Consider the following 15,026-nt stretch of genomic DNA (forward strand, 5'->3'; position numbering starts at 1 on the left):
TGCTATATGGGTGTTGAGGTAAGCCGTCTGTCGAACGGCCTGACGGTCGCCACCGAAACCCTTCCAAGCCTCGAATCCGTCGCTCTTGGCGCCTGGGTCAAATCAGGAGCCCGCAACGAGCGTAACGAAGAGCACGGAATGGCCCACCTGCTTGAACATATGGCGTTCAAGGGAACCAGAAGGCGCAGTGCCTTCGAGATCGCCTCGGAAATCGAGGATGTCGGCGGCGAGATCAATGCCGCCACCAGTGTCGAGACCACCTCTTACTATGCCAGGGTGCTGAGCGACGACGTGCCCCTGGCCGTCGATATCCTCTCCGACATTTTGCAGGAATCCGAATTCGACCCGCAGGAGCTGGAGCGCGAGCAGCATGTGATCCTGCAGGAAATCGGCGCCGCTCACGATACACCCGACGATGTCGTTTTCGACCGCTTCACCGAGACGGCCTTCCGCCACCAGACGATCGGCCGCTCGATCCTCGGCACGCCGGAGACCGTCAAATCCTTCACCTCGAAGCAATTGCACAAGTTCATCGAACGGCAATATGGCGCCGAGCGGATGGTGGTCGTCGCCGCCGGCGACATCAAGCACGACAATTTCGTGCGCGAGGTCGAGAAGCATCTCGGCGGTTTCCGCAGCAAGTCCGACAACACGATGCCGCAATATGCGCAATATGTCGGCGGCGATTTCCGCGAGGACCGCGACCTGATGGACGCGCAGATCGTGCTGGGGTTCGAGGGCCGCGCCTACCATGTCCGCGACTTCTACGCCTCGCAGGTGCTGTCGATGATCCTTGGCGGCGGCATGTCGTCACGTCTTTTCCAGGAGGTCCGCGAAAAGCGCGGGCTTTGCTATTCGGTCTATGCCTTCCACTGGGGGTTTTCCGACACCGGTATATTCGGCGTCCATGCCGCGACCGGGCAGAGCGACATCGCCGAACTGGTGCCGGTGGTCATCGATGAGCTGCAGAAGGCCGGCGAGAGCATCCTGCAGGAGGAACTCGACCGGGCACGCGCCCAGTACCGCGCGGGCCTGATCATGTCCGCTGAAAGCCCGGCCAGCCGCGCCTCGCAGATCGCCAGGCAAATGCTTCTGTTCGGCCGGCCGATCGCCAAGGAAGAGCTGATGGAACGGCTGGCGGCGCTGACGGTGGAGCGGCTGACGGACCTGTCGTCGCGGCTGTTTTCGACCAAGCCGACGCTGACTGCCGTCGGACCGGTGGGCACGCTCGCTCCCTACGAGGCGATCCTCGACTCGCTTTCGGGCACGCAGACCACGGCCCGAAAGCTCGCCGTCTAAGTCCATCAAAGCGTCATGTTCGCGCTCCCTTTCTTTCGCCGCGACCTGCCGGCACTGAAGGGCGACCAGGTCACGCTGCGCGTGCCGCTGACCAACGACTATCGCGAATGGTCGGCGCTGCGTGGGGAAAGCCGCGCCTTCCTGGAGCCGTGGGAGCCGCGGTGGAACCCCGACGAGCTCGACCGCACGGCTTGGCGGCATCGCCTCAGCCGCTATCGCGAAGATTACGCTCAGGGAACGGCGATAGCTTTCTTCATCTTCGAGAAAAGCAGCGGCAAGCTTGTCGGTGGAATCACCCTCGGCAACATCCGCCACGGCGTCGCGCAAAGCGGCCATGTCGGCTATTGGGTCGGCGAGCGCTACAGCGGCCGCGGCCTGATGACCGACGCGGTCAAGGTGGTGGTGCGCTTTGCCTTCGATGTGCTGAGGTTGCACCGGATCGAAGCTGCCTGTATTCCGGACAACGCCCGGTCTATCCGTGTGCTTGAAAAAGCCGGATTCCGGCGCGAAGGACTTCTGCGATCCTATCTCAGGATCAACGGCATCTGGCAGGACCATTACCTCTACGCCCGGATCGAGAACGATCCGCCGGGTGCGGGAACGAAGGACTGATTTTTGACGAATTTCCTGCGAATCGGGTCGCTGTTCGCCTTTGTCCTGGCGGCGATCGTCACGCTTTGCGCGGCGTCCTCGGCCTTTGCCGTCGAACCGATCAAGATCGCTCGCGACGACGTGGCGCTCGACCTTTCGGGCGCCGTCCAAATCTACCGCAACCAGGGCGAGAACTTCCAGGTGTCGACCGCGCCGGGACCGGACGGCATCGTGCGGCGCATCGAGGTCGAAGCCAATGATGCGCGCTCGACCGGCGACTGGGCGGTGTTCGCGCTTGCCAACACCACCGACCAGCAGCTCGACAGGCTGATCGTCGCACCGCATTTCCGGCTGGTGAATTCCGGCATCTTCTGGCCGGATCTCGGCTCGACCCGCATTGCCGCGATCACGCCCAGCGAGGGCTTCGCGCTCGACCGCCAGACCAGCCCCGACGCCGATGTGTTCCGGGTGACGCTGAATCCGGGAACGGTGGTCACCTTCATCGCCGAACTTGCCGCGCCCAAACTGCCGCAGGTCTATCTGTGGGATCCGGAATCCTACAAGGATTCGGTCAATTCCTACACGCTTTTTCGTGGCATCGTCATTGGCATCGCCGGTCTCCTGGCGCTGTTCCTGACCATCCTTTTCGTCGTCAAGGGGACCTCGATGTTCCCGGCAACCGCAGCACTCGCCTGGGCGGTGCTGGCCTACATCTGCATCGATTTCGGTTTTCTCAACAAGGTCATCGAAATTTCGCCCGGCAATGAGCAGATATGGCGAGCCGGAACGGAGGTGGCGCTTGCGGCGACCTTCGTGGTGTTCCTGTTCGCCTATCTCAACCTTAACCGGTGGCACGGCCATTTCAGCTACGGCGCGCTGGTCTGGATCCTGGGGCTGGTGCTGATCGCAGGCGTTGCAATTATCGATCCGGCGGTCGCCGCAGGCATCGCCAGGCTGTCCTTCGCCGCCACCGTGCTGACCGGCCTTGGCCTGATCGTCTTCCTCGGTATACGCGGCTATGACCGAGCCATCATGCTGGTGCCCAGCTGGGTGATGGTGCTGTTGTGGCTATGCGGGTCGTGGATGGCGGTCACCGGCATGCTCGACAACGACATCGCCCAGCCGGCACTGGGCGGCGGGCTGATCCTCATCATCCTTTTGATCGGCTTCACCGTCATGCAGCACGCCTTTGCCGGCGGCGCGCTGCATCAGGGCCTGTTTTCCGATCTCGAACGGCAGGCGCTGGCCGTTGCCGGATCGGGCGACACAGTGTGGGATTGGGACGTGATGCGCGACCGCGTCGTCACCAGGCCGGATGTCAGCATCCAGCTTGGCCTTGCGCCCGACAGTCTGGGCGGGGCTGCCCGCAACTGGCTGCCGGTGCTGCACGCCGACGATCGCGACACCTTCCGTACCACGCTCGACGTGGTGCTCGAACACCGGCGCGGCCGGGTGTCGCAGAATTTCCGCCTGCGCGGCGCCGACGGGCACTATCACTGGTTCGCGCTGCGCGCCCGACCGGTAATCGGATCGGACGGCGAGGTCATCCGCTGCGTCGGCACCATGGTCGACGTGACCGAGCAGAAGAAGTCCGAGGAGAGGCTGCTGCACGATGCCGTGCACGACAATCTGACCGGCCTGCCGAACCGCGAATTGCTGATGAACCGGCTGGAGGCGATCATCTCGATCGCGCGCACGGAGGAGAAGGTGCGTCCCACAGTCTTCGTCATCGACATCGACCGGTTCAAGCAGGTCAATGACGGGCTCGGCATCTCGGCCGGCGACACCATCCTGCTTACCATTGCGCGCCGGCTGCACCGGCTGCTCAAGCCGAAGGATTCGCTGTCGCGCTTTGCCGGCGACCAGTTCGCGCTGATGCTGCTTTCCGAACAGGACCCGGCCCGCATCGCGGCGGTCGCGGACGCCATCAAACAAGCGATCAACAAGCCGATCACCTTTGCCAAGCGCGAGATCATGCTTACCGCATCGATCGGGCTGGTCACCTGGACTGCGGCGCAGAGTTCAGCCGAGGACATGGTCAAGGACGCCGAGCTTGCAATGCACCAGGCCAAGCGTTTCGGCGGCGACAGGATCGAGCCGTTCCGCCCCGCCTTCCGCACCGTCGGGACCGACCGGCTGCAGTTCGAGTCCGACCTGCGCCGCGCCATCGAACGCCGCGAATTCACGCTCGCCTACCAGCCCATCGTGCGGCTGGAGGACGGCAGCGTTGCCGGCTTCGAGGCGCTTTTGCGATGGGATCATCCGCGCCGTGGCATGATCCCGCCGGGCGATTTCATCCCGGTCGCCGAAAGTTGCGGCCTGATCGTGCAGCTTGGCCTGTTCGCGATGCAACAGGCCGCCGAAGAACTAGCGGGATGGCAAAAACAGATCGGCGACGCACCGCTGTCGGTTTCGGTCAACCTGTCCAGCCGCCAGCTCATCCGTCGCGATCTGGTCAGCGACGTCCGCTCGGTGATTGCGCGAGCCAATCTGAAGCCGCGCTGCTTCCGCCTCGAACTCACCGAATCTCTGGTTATGGACAATCCCGAGCAGACAGCCCATGTGCTGACCAAGCTCAAGAAGCTTGGTATCGGCCTGTCACTGGACGATTTCGGCACCGGCTATTCATCGCTAGCCTATCTGACGCGCTTCCCCTTCGATACGATCAAGATCGACAAAAGCTTCGTCGACGATGCGACACCGAAACGCACGGTACTGCTCAGATCCATGGTCAACATGGCGCATGAGCTCGGCCTTTCGGTCGTGGCCGAGGGCATTTCGGACGAAAGCGACGCGCTCGAACTGCGCCAGATGGGCTGCGAATATGTGCAGAGCTTCATGTTCGGCGCGCCGATGCCCGGCGATCAGGTGCTGAAGGCGCTGAAGGAACAGTATCCGCTGGCTCAGGCGTGATTTGTGCCTGTCGTTGTCCGAAACTGCTGAGCACCCTCGGTTCGAGACCGAGGGCAGGCTTTGGGTGACATCATGCACCAGAGGTGAAAGCCTGAGGGATTGATATCCGCTTGCAATGGCAGAAGCGGAGCCTCCTATGCCCTTCCTTCTGGGCAGCCACATGACACTCCACATTCGGTGGGTCGTTCGCAGCTGCGCCACGTATTCAAACGGTCCCTGTCCTAGGCCATCACCACAAGCAAATCGTGTCCTTGCCAGGCACTTATGGTCAAAATCATATGGGATCAGGAGTGCATAGGCAGTGAGATTGGACGCCGACCAATGATGGCGCTGACCATGCGAGCCGTCACCGGTGCCAGCGTTAGGCCGAGATGGCCGTGGCCGAAAGCAAGTATGATGTTGCTGCCGCCACGCGAAGAGCGGATCACTGGCACTGAGTCAGGCATGGAAGGCCGAAAGCCGAGCCAGGTGCGGTCCGCTTTGCCCAGTGTCGGAAAGATTGCCCGCGCACCGCGTTCCAGAAGTTCGATGCGACGCGGACTGGGTGGGGCGTTCAGCCCACCTAACTCGACGGTTCCGGCAACTCGCAGCCGGTTGGCCATCGGCACCAGGTAGAAGCCGCGCGCGGTTGGGCAGACCGGGCGCGAGAGCAGCGGCGCCTGCATGTCGAACTCGACGTGGTAACCGCGCTCGGTATCGAGCGCTACGTGGTCGCCGGCTTGTGCAGCCAGCATCTTCGAATGGGCGCCGGCGGCAATGACGACGGTCTTGGCCATGAGATCAAGCGCTGCGCCCGTGACATGGACTTGCCGCTCGTCGCGCTCGATCCGTTCAGCTCTTGCGGTGATGAAACGAACCCCCGCCGCTGCTGCGGCTTTGGCCAGGCGTTCCATCATCGCGCCCGGATCTGTGAGATTGACCGCGTTGGGAAAAAGCACACCGCCACCCTCGAATGGCGGCAGCTTCGGCTCGATTGCCGCAACCTCATCGGCGGTCAGAAACTTCTGCCCGATACCGTATTTCGCACGCCAACCGATGTCGGCGGAAGCTGCGGCGAATGCCTGTTTCGAGGAATAGAGATAAAGGCAGCCGTTCTGCTTCAGCAGGTCATCAGCGCCGATCTGCGAGGCCAGTTCGCGCCACCCTGAAAGTGAATCGATAAGCAGTGTGGCGATCGCCGCAGCGTTCTTTTCCGCATTTTGTGGCAGCGACTGCCAGGCAAAGCGCAAGAGCCAGGGCATCAGCGCCGGCAGGGCCGAACGGCGGATTGAAAGCGGGCTGTCTCGTTTGAACAGCAGCGACGGAAGGTTGCGCAGCACAGCAGGCGTGCCGACCGGGATCACCGCATAATCGGCAACCGTGCCGGCATTGCCGTAAGACGCGCCAGAACCCGGCTTGTTTGGTTCGACAAGCGTCACCTCGCGTCCTTCGGCCGCCAGCCGCGTTGCGGTCGCCAGCCCGATGACACCGCCACCTATGATGGCAATCTCGGTCGAATCCCGTAGCATCGATTCAGACCATCGTATCGAAGAGGCGGCGATCGCCCGCAAGGATGTCGCGCAGACTTTCCAAGGCGCGGCGGAGATCTTCGCGAGAGCGGGCAGCACCGACATTGATGCGAACCGCGTGCGGAATCGAATCGCGACCCACCGCGAAGGCTTCCCCCGAAAGCACGCCGACGCCGCTCTGATGCGCCGCACGCGAGAATGCGTTGCCGTTCCATGGTTCCGGCAGCTGCAGCCATGCATGGGTAGCGACATCGTCAGTCATGACGTCGAAGCCTGACAGGATCTCCCTGACACTTGCCTGTCTATGCGCGAACTCGTTGCGCTGGCCGGCGATCACGCTGTCGACCAAACCGTCCTCGATCATGCGCGTGGCGATCAGCGCGTTGAGCGGACTGGTGCTCCAGCAATTGATGCGCAGCATCGCCGCAATGTCGGCGATCATCGATTTCGGCGCCAGCACCGCACCAAGCCGCAAGCCGGGCGCCACACATTTGGACAAACCGCCGATATGTATGGTGATGTCGGGATCGGATGCGACGAAGGCAGGCGGCGACAGTTCCTTTAGCGGGCGATAGACGTCGTCCTCGATAATCAGCACCTCATGCTTGCGCGCGATCTCCGCGATGGCCCGACGTCGCCCGGAATCAAGAGTGATGGTTGTTGGGTTGTGCAGTGTCGGCACCAGAAAAACCGCGCGCGGCTTATGTTCAGCACACATAGCCTCGAGCACTTCCGGGCGCATGCCGCCGCGATCCATGCCGACGGGCCTGAGGGTAAGGTCGAGCGAGCGGCAGAGCGCGCCGATTCCTTGATAGGTGACCGCATCCGCAAGGATGGTATCGCCGGGCCGCGCCAATGCACCAAGCACGCAAGCCAGGCCGTGCTGAGCGCCATTGGTCATGACGATCTGCGCCGGTTCGTTCACGCCGGCCATTGCCGAAAACCAGCCAGCCATCGCCTCGCGCGCCCAAACAGGTCCCTCCGGCGCGTGGAAATCCTGCAACGCCGCGTAGCGACGGTCGATCGGCAGTTGAGGCATCAATGTCGCCAGCGCCTGCAGATAGCCGGTGGTTGCAGGACGGTTGACGGAGAGATCGATGAAACCTTGCTCGTCGACCGGAGCGGATTGGAAGCTCGCTGTCATGGCGGGATCGGCGATGATCGAACCGCGCCCCGGCCGGCTTTCGACCAACCCGCGCTCCTGCAGGGAGGCAAAGGCACGTGTTACCGTTGTCAGGTTGACACCTGCCATGCGGGCGATGTCGCGCTGCGGCGGCAGCCGGTCGCCGGCGGCCAGCTTCCCTTCGGTGATCTTGTCAGCGATCAGGTCAGCGATCTGACGATAGATCGGCAAGTCGCCTGTCGTGAACTGTGATTTTTCGAACATGCGCTGTGGCGAATCCTCTCTGTCTGCCATTTAGTGCCACAAGGTACTCCGTCATGCAATCAGGCAGTTCTCTGGAACTTGTATGACATATAATTCGCATTATGAAAGGGAAACCCCCGTTGACGTGCTTCGAGAATGAGTGCTAGCCTAGGAATATTGAATTGTATGGTCATACAAATTAAAGTTGGGCACAACCCAAGCGACCAACAAAAAGAGGAGAACGACGATGACACTGCATGCCCTGAAACTGACGGCACGAATCCTGACTATCACGTCGGCTCTTCTGCTTGCCGGTGCCGCCCACGCGGAAACGCTGCGGCTTTCAACGTTGAAGCAGCCTGGCTCGGATGGCGAAGCAGCTGCGCTGAAATTCGCCAAGTTGGTCGGCGATCGCACGCAAGGTCGCATCGAGATCAAGGTTTATCCGGCCAGCCAGCTCGGTGACTGGACGGAGGTCTACGAACAAGTCATGCAAGGGGCGGTCGACATGGCGATGCAGCCGCTGGCGACCGCCGATGACAAGCGGCTGGCGATCACCTGGTTCCCCTACGCGTTCACCAACTACGACACAGCCAAGCAATCGCTGTCGCCGGGTGGCGCCGTGTTCGGCATCGTCAGCGAGGCCATCTCCTCCAAGGGCCTGACGCCGCTCGGCGTCTATGGCGAAGGCATGGGCGGCGCCGGTTTCGCGAAGGCCGTGGAGAACCCCGCCGATCCGGAATTGAAGCGCAATTTGAAGGTCCGGGTGTGGCCGGGCGGCACAACGCATCGCGTGCTTCTGGAACGCTTCGGCTTCAACACCGCTACACTGCCCTGGGCAGAGCTCTATACCGGCATGCAGACCGGCGTGGTCGATGGGCAGATCGGGGGCACAGCCGGCATGGCGCTGGAGTCTTTCAAAGACATCACCAAGACCTGGGTTCAGTACAACGATCATTTCGAAGGCGACTGGTTCATTGTGAATTCTGAAAAATACGCATCGCTGCCGGAAGCCGATCAGAAGATCCTGCTCGATGCGGCTCAGGAGGTTAGCGCCGCGCGCTTCGAGCAGGTCAAGGCGGCGGACGCCAAGCATCTCGAGACGATGAAGGCGGCGGGCATCGAGGTGGTGACGTTCGATGATGCGACGCTGGAAAAGCTCGCCACCGTGGCGCGCAAGGATGTGTGGCCGCAGATCGCCGACGAGCTCGGTGCGGAGACGCTTGGCCAGCTCAAGTCATCGCTCGGCATCAACTGATCCGAGGGTTTGGTCCCGACCGCTCGCTCGGCCGGGAACCACTCCGTTTGCGTTGCTTCGCTGGGAGGGCGATCCGTTGAAGGACGACGAAACCACCGTCGCAGTGGCACTGCCCGGAAGCATTCATTCCGGGGTCAACACGCCTCCCCTCCTCTCGGGAACGGCGCTTTCCATCTGGAACGTCAAGCTGCAGCTGCAGCGCTTCCTGCTGCTCTTGTGCGGCGCCGTCTTGACGGTGTTGATCACGGTTCAGGTCTTCACCCGCTACGTGATGGGCATCTCGCTGTTCGGCATCGAGGAACTGGCAAGCTTCGTCGCCGTCTATCTCTATTTCATCGGCGCCTCGCATGGCGCCTGGGAACGCGGCCACATTTCGGCCAGTCTGGTCGAACTCGTCCTGCCTGACGGCAGAGCTCGGGAGGCGATCGCGGCCTTCGCAAGCCTCATCACGCTCATACTGTGCGGCTGGATGGCGCTGTGGGCCTGGCAGTATCTGGCCTTCACGCTGAAGCGCGGGACGATGTCGCTCGAGACCGGCATTCCGATGGCGTGGGTGCACGGGGTCATGCCGGTGTGCCTTACATTGATGACGGTCTACTTCGCGGTCGAGTTCCTCGACCGTCTCCGCTGCTTCGGCAGGGGCGGTGCCCGATGAGCACACTGATCATCGTCGACGCGCTGCTGCTTACACTCCTCCTGGTCATCGGCGTCCCGGTTCCCTTCTGCTTCGCCGGCGCGGTGCTGCTGCTGATGACGTTCGGTGATCTCGGCGCCGCGACCTTCCTGGTCGGCGCTGGCTATTCGAAAATATCGTCGCTGGTGATCATCGCCATCCCGCTTTACATCCTCGCCGGTGGCATCATGAGCCAGGGCGGCATCGCCGCGCGCCTCGTGGACCTTGCTGACAGCCTGTTCGGGCGAATGAGGGGCGGGCTCGGCATCGTCGTCATCCTGACGACCGCCATATTTGGCGCGATTTCCGGAATGGCGTCGTCGGCAGTCGCCGCCATCGGCACCATCATGATCCCGCGCATGGAGGCGCGGGGCTATGACCGTGGCTATGCGACAGCGTTGGTCTCGGCATCCTCGGTGTTGGCACTACTCATCCCGCCCAGCGCCTCGATGATCTTGTATGGCTGGGTCACCGGAACCTCTATCCTCGCCTGCTTCCTAGCGCCGGTGGTTCCCGGCCTGCTGCTTTGCCTTTTCCTAGGCTTCTGGAATTTCGTGCTGACGCGTAGCATGCCCATCGCCGGGCCTGAAAAGACCGACGCGCGCGTATTCGCCCGGGAGGTTGCGCGCCGCACCAAGCGAGCCAGCCTCGGGCTGGTAATGCCAGTCTTGATACTCGGCTTCATCTATGGCGGTGTCACCACGCCAACCGAAGCCGCGGCAGTCGCCGTCGTCTACGCCATCCCGGTTTCGATCTACCTTTATAAGGACATCAATTGGCGTGATTTGAGCGAAGTGGTCTGGCGGAGCGGCCAAACGACGGGCGTGCTCCTGCTTTTGATTTTCTTTGCCGCCATGCTTGGCCGGGTTTGGACGCTGGAGAACGTGCCGCAGCAGATCATGGAGGGCTTTCTCACGATCAGCGAGAATCCGATCATCCTATTGCTGCTCGCCAACCTGTTCCTGATGATCGTCGGCATGTTCATGGAAGATGTCAGCGGCATACTGCTCGCCTCGCCGCTGCTGATGCCAGTGATGACGCAAGCCGGTGTCGACCCGATCCACTTTTCTGCGATTGTCGCCACCAATCTCGGCATGGGGCTGATCACGCCGCCGACTGCGCCGATCCTCTATTTCGCCGCGCTGATCGGCAAGGTGCCACTGGCGCGGATGCTGACGCCGACGCTGGTTTTCGTGTTCTTCGCTTACATGCCGGTGGTGCTTCTCACCACCTTCGTCCCAACCTTATCGATGACGCTGCCGCGGTTGGTGCTTGGACTGCCATGACCTCTGCGATCTGGCCGCTTGGACAGTTTCGCGTTTCTTATAACCGGCCAATCGGCCTCACCCGTATCGAACCCCTTGCCGACGACGATGCTCGGCGCCCAGCGATCAGCGATCGGCAGCCAGAAGTCACGGGCCAGAAGAACGGCTGCTCGAGGATGCGGCAGCCAATCGAATAGTCGGTGCGAAGATCGACCTGCTCCCGCCGATAGCGCGCCACTCGAACACGCATCTCGTCCAACGAAGACGCACCGTTGCGCTCGCCGAATGCGTCCCACGCAAGTGAAATCGGCACGATCGACGCATGGCCGAAGAGACCGCCACCGACGATGAAGTTGTTGGGGCTATGGAGCTTGAAGAGAAACAGCTCCCCTGGCTGCAAAGCCCGAAACTGCGACTATAGCGCGGCCATCTGGAAGAGACGAATCTCATCCTGATCGCCGCGCCGCACTGCGACCGACCGCCGGGTTGCCAAAAGTTGACCTCCTCGGCGTCCCGCGCGGAAAGGAACTCGAACCAGTCGAGATCCGTCACCCCCACATAGATCTTGATCGACCGGAGCTCATGTGAACGCGTCGCTTCGCTCGACGATGAGGGCCATCACCCGCTCTTCAGCCAATCGGGCGTTCTCGCGGTCGCGCGCGAAGTCCGGTAGTGAAAGCACCGTCACGGCCTCGCGCGTGGCCGCCGCAACACTGGCCATCGCCTCCTCTGCGCGTGCAAGCGGCAGTTCGATCGTACGAGCGAGCGTCAGGAAATCTCCCGGAATGAGACGATCGTCCTTCCCATTCAACTTCAACGCCATCCGATTCCCTGCGAGGCCGGGAAAAACCCTCGTGGTCACCGAGTCATAGAGCGGTGCGAACCTCAAGCTTTCAAACCGCCGTGCGCCTGGTGCGGCAATCTTAAGTAGCGCAACGTTCTTCAGGTGCATGTCGGCGTCGGCAATCAGCCAGGCGAACAAGGCTCGTCGAAACAGAGCCTGTAATCGGAATGTTCGGCGTCCCTCGGCGCCAAGCGGCACCACGCGTTGTGCCGGTGACACGGCATCCGCGGCCATGACCAGGCTCAGTGCGTCGGTCCTACAGTTTCTGTGATTGCTCGTGAGGTAGGCAGGATAAAGGCACTGAAACAGCGCGTGACGCAGCATCTCCTCGTCGAACCTTATCGAGTTGAAGCCGACGAAGATCGCGGGGGCTCCAATACCCCATTTGCCAGCGCCCTTGCTGAGGAGTATTCTTTCGCGCAAATAGCCGGCGGTGAGATCGGCTAAAAGGGGGGCGCATGGCCAGACTTGTTGCACTCTACAAGACGCCGAAAGACCTGAGCGCATTCGACCGCTACTATGTTTCGACCCACATTCCGCTGGCCAAAACGCTTCCCGGGTTGAGGAAATACGAAATCAGCGATGGCGGCGTCCATTCGCCGGGTGGGGTCCCGGGCTATCATCTTGTAGCTACGCTCCATTTCGCTTCCGTTGCGGATATTCAAGCGGCCTTGGCATCTCCCGAGGGTCAGGCCACGGCGGCCGATCTTGGCAATTTTGCAGACGGCGGAGTGGAGCTGTTGCTCTTCGAGACCAGGGAAGTCTGAGCCCCCCAAGCTCACCAGTAGCGGAAACGGCTGCTCAGCCCCGACCCGCCCTCCTCCCTAGCCGTTATCGTGCCAAGCAACGGGCATCTTCGAGGCGCCGGCGCGCGACCTCATCAAGATGATCGACATTCCTTGCTCGGCGAGGCTGTCGGGCATCCGCACGCGCATCTACCACCCTTCTACAGCGACATCCGCCGTCATCGACCCAGCGCTGACCGGAACAAAGGCGTTCCTGCGTTGTTCTCCAACCGTCCTGACGCTCGACGGGCTGGTTCATACGCTGGCCAAGGCGTCATGGCAGCCATGCGAAGACAAGGGATGGCGAGGCAAATGGATCCTGACGATCTCAATATAGAACCGATCGTCACTGTGTTCGGCGGAACAGGTTTTCTCGGGCGCAGGATCGTGAAGCGGCTCCTGGAAAGGGGTTTCACGGTCCGCGCCGCATCCCGCCATCCGGCTCGCGTTGGCCCGGTCTTTTCTTCGACTGCAAAGATGCCCGAAGCCGTCGAGGCGGATATATTGGATGCGTCTTCTCTCGGCTCGGCCATTAGCGGATCACAGGCGATCGTGAATGCTGTCAGTCTCTATGTGGAGCAGGGCGTCGAGACGTTTGAACGCGTGCATGTGAAAGCCGCCGCTGACCTCGCCGCCGCGTCGCGCGATCGCGAGGTCGGCCAGTTCGTCCAGATTTCGGGGATCGGCTCCGATCCTCATTCGGGATCGGACTATATTAGGGCACGTGGGCGCGGAGAAGTTGCCGTGGAGAGCGCATTTCCCGGTGCCTTCATCGTGCGTCCCTCCGTCATGACAGGACCTGACGACGCTTTCCTTACGACCATTGTGAGGCTGATACGCCTCCTGCCGGTCTATCCGCTGTTCGGCGATGGTGGCACACGGCTTCAGCCGGTCTATGTGGGAGACGTCGCGGAAGCAGTGAGCCGGCTGATCGACGGGCAAAACCAAAAGGGTTCATTGATGTTCGAATTCGGTGGTCCGCGAATCTACACTTATAAGGAACTACTTCGGCAGATCGCCCGACAGCTCGATACCCACATCAAGCTGATGCCGGTGCCGTTTGTGGTGTGGAACGCATTGGCTGGCGTCGCGGAACTCCTTCCGGCCGCGCCCATAACGCGCAACCAGATCGATCTTATGCGTCACGACAATGTGGCGGCATTCGACGCGCCAGGTCTGAAGGAACTCGACATCGAGCCGCGGGACATCAACGAAGTAATCCGCTTGATCGATCAGTGCCGTGACATGGGCTCGCGCTCGTCTCCCGCCTAGACCCTGTGATCCTTGCGGGAACCAATCGCCGCGCGACAGGTTGGTCGAGCTCGAAGCCATTGAAAGAAGGAAAACAACTATGGCCAGATGTGATCAATGCGGGAATGACTACGACAAGGCTTTCAAAGTGACGATGGCCGAGGAAACCTACACGTTCGACAGTTTCGAATGCGCGATCCAGAAACTTGCTCCGATGTGTCCGCATTGCAGATGCCGGATCATCGGACATGGGGTCGAACAAGACGACATCATCTACTGTTGCGCACATTGCGCCGCAGAGGAAGGTGCGAGCGCGCTGACCGATCGCGCACCTTGATGCAACGCTTTTGGCCTCCCATCGCAATCAGATGTGACCCGGCGCCAAAAGCATGATCTCCGCGCAATCGCCCCATGCGATTGATGTCGCGGTATATTGGCGCTGAGTTGAGGGGCACCCATCGGTGCCGATCATGATCCCTCCTCGACTGCAGCCCCTCGGTCTATTGTGCGGCTGGTCAAGGACTGCACGGGTCGTATCAGGCGGTAGCGTGAACGACGCGAATGTGGCGCTATCACATTCCGGTCGTCGGATCAGACGGCAAGATTCCACCCCAAGGCGGCTGTTGGTTTCGGGTACCAAGTTTCAGGTTTCCACTAGGCGTGACCGGCCGCCAGGCTGAGATGCGCGAGGTCGATACCGATCGAAGCGAGAATCCGGTCATATTTGCGCTCGATGTCGGTATCGAACAGTAGCTCCTCACTTGCCGGGCAGGTCAGCCAGCCGTTCTCGGCGATCTCGCTTTCCAGCTGGCCGGCACCCCAGCCCGAATAGCCGAGCGCCATCAGTGCGTGCCGGGGCCCACGGCCCGACGAAATGGCGCGCAATATGTCGACGGTCGCGGTCAGGCAGATGTCGTCGGAGACGGTCAGCGACGATTCCACCCGGTAGTCGCCCGAATGCAGGACAAAGCCGCGACTGCGGTCCACGGGTCCGCCGTTGCGCACGACGAAATCGCGGGCGTGCGCCGGCAAGCGGATCGCCTCCTGTTCGTTCAAGATGCCAAGTTGCACGAGCAGATCTGGAAACAACATCTGCTGCGTCTGGTTGATGACCAGGCCCATCGCGCCCTCATCACTGTGCGCGCAAATGTAGATGACCGAGCGCGTGAAGCGGTCGTCCTTCATGCCGGGCATGGCAATCAGGAACTGGTCGTCGAGAAAGCCGCGTCCGGCGGCCATCTTCTTGTGGCGCAACAAGTCCATAAACGGGAGC

The 15,026-nt window shown here is 61.6% G+C and carries 13 protein-coding genes and 1 pseudogene; 9 read left to right on the forward strand and 5 right to left on the reverse strand.

Annotated elements, in window-relative coordinates; translation table 11 throughout:
* Window positions 1-6: 6 nt before the first annotated feature.
* The 3 genes from AC0NID_RS31745 to AC0NID_RS31755 are packed head-to-tail and all read left to right on the forward strand — an operon-like array spanning window position 7 to window position 4,803.
* A complete protein-coding gene (locus tag AC0NID_RS31745; protein ID WP_473454182.1) occupies window positions 7-1,299 on the forward strand; it encodes a M16 family metallopeptidase in 1,293 nt (430 codons plus the stop codon).
* A gap of 15 nt (window positions 1,300-1,314) precedes the next feature.
* On the forward strand, window positions 1,315-1,911 hold the full coding sequence (locus AC0NID_RS31750) for a GNAT family N-acetyltransferase (RefSeq protein ID WP_473454183.1): 597 nt from the start codon (window positions 1,315-1,317) through the stop codon (window positions 1,909-1,911).
* Window positions 1,912-1,914: 3 nt separating this feature from the next.
* Window positions 1,915-4,803 carry an EAL domain-containing protein gene (locus tag AC0NID_RS31755; RefSeq protein WP_473454184.1) on the forward strand — a complete coding sequence of 963 codons (2,889 nt, stop codon included), beginning with the start codon at window positions 1,915-1,917 and terminating at the stop codon, window positions 4,801-4,803.
* A 284-nt stretch (window positions 4,804-5,087) separates the two neighbouring features.
* Here the strand turns inward: AC0NID_RS31755 and AC0NID_RS31760 are convergent, their stop codons facing one another.
* Both AC0NID_RS31760 and AC0NID_RS31765 read right to left on the reverse strand, forming a co-directional pair.
* A complete protein-coding gene (locus AC0NID_RS31760; protein WP_473454185.1) occupies window positions 5,088-6,311 on the reverse strand; it encodes an NAD(P)/FAD-dependent oxidoreductase in 1,224 nt (407 codons plus the stop codon).
* A 4-nt stretch (window positions 6,312-6,315) separates the two neighbouring features.
* Window positions 6,316-7,698: an aminotransferase-like domain-containing protein gene (locus tag AC0NID_RS31765; RefSeq protein WP_473454186.1), complete on the reverse strand. Its 1,383-nt coding sequence runs from the start codon at window positions 7,696-7,698 to the stop codon at window positions 6,316-6,318.
* A gap of 226 nt (window positions 7,699-7,924) precedes the next feature.
* On the opposite strand from AC0NID_RS31765, the gene dctP reads away from it, so the two are divergent.
* The 3 genes from dctP to AC0NID_RS31780 all read left to right on the forward strand — a co-directional run bounded on the left by dctP (window position 7,925) and on the right by AC0NID_RS31780 (window position 10,894).
* Window positions 7,925-8,935, forward strand: coding sequence for a TRAP transporter substrate-binding protein DctP (gene dctP, locus AC0NID_RS31770; protein WP_473454187.1), 1,011 nt, complete (start codon window positions 7,925-7,927; stop codon window positions 8,933-8,935).
* A 76-nt stretch (window positions 8,936-9,011) separates the two neighbouring features.
* Window positions 9,012-9,590, forward strand: coding sequence for a TRAP transporter small permease (locus tag AC0NID_RS31775; protein ID WP_473454188.1), 579 nt, complete (start codon window positions 9,012-9,014; stop codon window positions 9,588-9,590).
* Complete coding sequence (locus AC0NID_RS31780) at window positions 9,587-10,894, forward strand: TRAP transporter large permease (protein WP_473454189.1); 1,308 nt, start codon at window positions 9,587-9,589, stop codon at window positions 10,892-10,894. Before AC0NID_RS31775 ends, AC0NID_RS31780 begins: the two co-directional genes overlap by 4 nt.
* A gap of 559 nt (window positions 10,895-11,453) precedes the next feature.
* Here the strand turns inward: AC0NID_RS31780 and AC0NID_RS31785 are convergent.
* Both AC0NID_RS31785 and AC0NID_RS31790 read right to left on the reverse strand, forming a co-directional pair.
* Window positions 11,454-11,855: a HipA domain-containing protein gene (locus AC0NID_RS31785; RefSeq protein WP_473454390.1), complete on the reverse strand. Its 402-nt coding sequence runs from the start codon at window positions 11,853-11,855 to the stop codon at window positions 11,454-11,456.
* Between the two features lie 12 nt (window positions 11,856-11,867).
* Window positions 11,868-12,089: pseudogene (locus tag AC0NID_RS31790) on the reverse strand (3'-5' exonuclease family protein); the annotation flags it as partial.
* 86 nt (window positions 12,090-12,175) lie between these two features.
* On the opposite strand from AC0NID_RS31790, the gene AC0NID_RS31795 reads away from it, so the two are divergent.
* From AC0NID_RS31795 to AC0NID_RS31805, 3 genes are all read left to right on the forward strand, one after another.
* Complete coding sequence (locus AC0NID_RS31795) at window positions 12,176-12,484, forward strand: EthD family reductase (RefSeq protein ID WP_473454190.1); 309 nt, start codon at window positions 12,176-12,178, stop codon at window positions 12,482-12,484.
* Between the two features lie 118 nt (window positions 12,485-12,602).
* Window positions 12,603-12,839: a hypothetical protein gene (locus AC0NID_RS31800; RefSeq protein ID WP_473454413.1), complete on the forward strand. Its 237-nt coding sequence runs from the start codon at window positions 12,603-12,605 to the stop codon at window positions 12,837-12,839.
* A complete protein-coding gene (locus AC0NID_RS31805) occupies window positions 12,815-13,774 on the forward strand; it encodes a complex I NDUFA9 subunit family protein (protein ID WP_473454391.1) in 960 nt (319 codons plus the stop codon). The genes AC0NID_RS31800 and AC0NID_RS31805 overlap by 25 nt, the downstream gene beginning before the upstream one ends.
* Window positions 13,775-14,407: 633 nt before the next feature.
* Here AC0NID_RS31805 and AC0NID_RS31810 read toward each other — a convergent pair.
* A complete protein-coding gene (locus tag AC0NID_RS31810) occupies window positions 14,408-15,016 on the reverse strand; it encodes a YqgE/AlgH family protein (RefSeq protein WP_473454192.1) in 609 nt (202 codons plus the stop codon).
* Window positions 15,017-15,026: the final 10 nt, after the last annotated feature.

The organism is Mesorhizobium sp. WSM4821, assembly GCF_055901555.1.

Bases quoted from the DNA above. Each gene is read 5' to 3' on its own strand.
- AC0NID_RS31745 (WP_473454182.1), top strand. From the start codon at position 7: ATGGGTGTTGAGGTAAGCCGTCTGTCGAACGGCCTGACGGTCGCCACC.
- AC0NID_RS31750 (WP_473454183.1), top strand. From the start codon at position 1,315: ATGTTCGCGCTCCCTTTCTTTCGCCGCGACCTGCCGGCACTGAAGGGC.
- AC0NID_RS31760 (WP_473454185.1), bottom strand. From the start codon at position 6,311: ATGCTACGGGATTCGACCGAGATTGCCATCATAGGTGGCGGTGTCATC.
- AC0NID_RS31765 (WP_473454186.1), bottom strand. From the start codon at position 7,698: ATGTTCGAAAAATCACAGTTCACGACAGGCGACTTGCCGATCTATCGT.
- dctP (WP_473454187.1), top strand. From the start codon at position 7,925: ATGACACTGCATGCCCTGAAACTGACGGCACGAATCCTGACTATCACG.
- AC0NID_RS31780 (WP_473454189.1), top strand. From the start codon at position 9,587: ATGAGCACACTGATCATCGTCGACGCGCTGCTGCTTACACTCCTCCTG.
- AC0NID_RS31795 (WP_473454190.1), top strand. From the start codon at position 12,176: ATGGCCAGACTTGTTGCACTCTACAAGACGCCGAAAGACCTGAGCGCA.
- AC0NID_RS31800 (WP_473454413.1), top strand. From the start codon at position 12,603: ATGATCGACATTCCTTGCTCGGCGAGGCTGTCGGGCATCCGCACGCGC.
- AC0NID_RS31805 (WP_473454391.1), top strand. From the start codon at position 12,815: ATGGATCCTGACGATCTCAATATAGAACCGATCGTCACTGTGTTCGGC.
- AC0NID_RS31810 (WP_473454192.1), bottom strand. From the start codon at position 15,016: ATGGACTTGTTGCGCCACAAGAAGATGGCCGCCGGACGCGGCTTTCTC.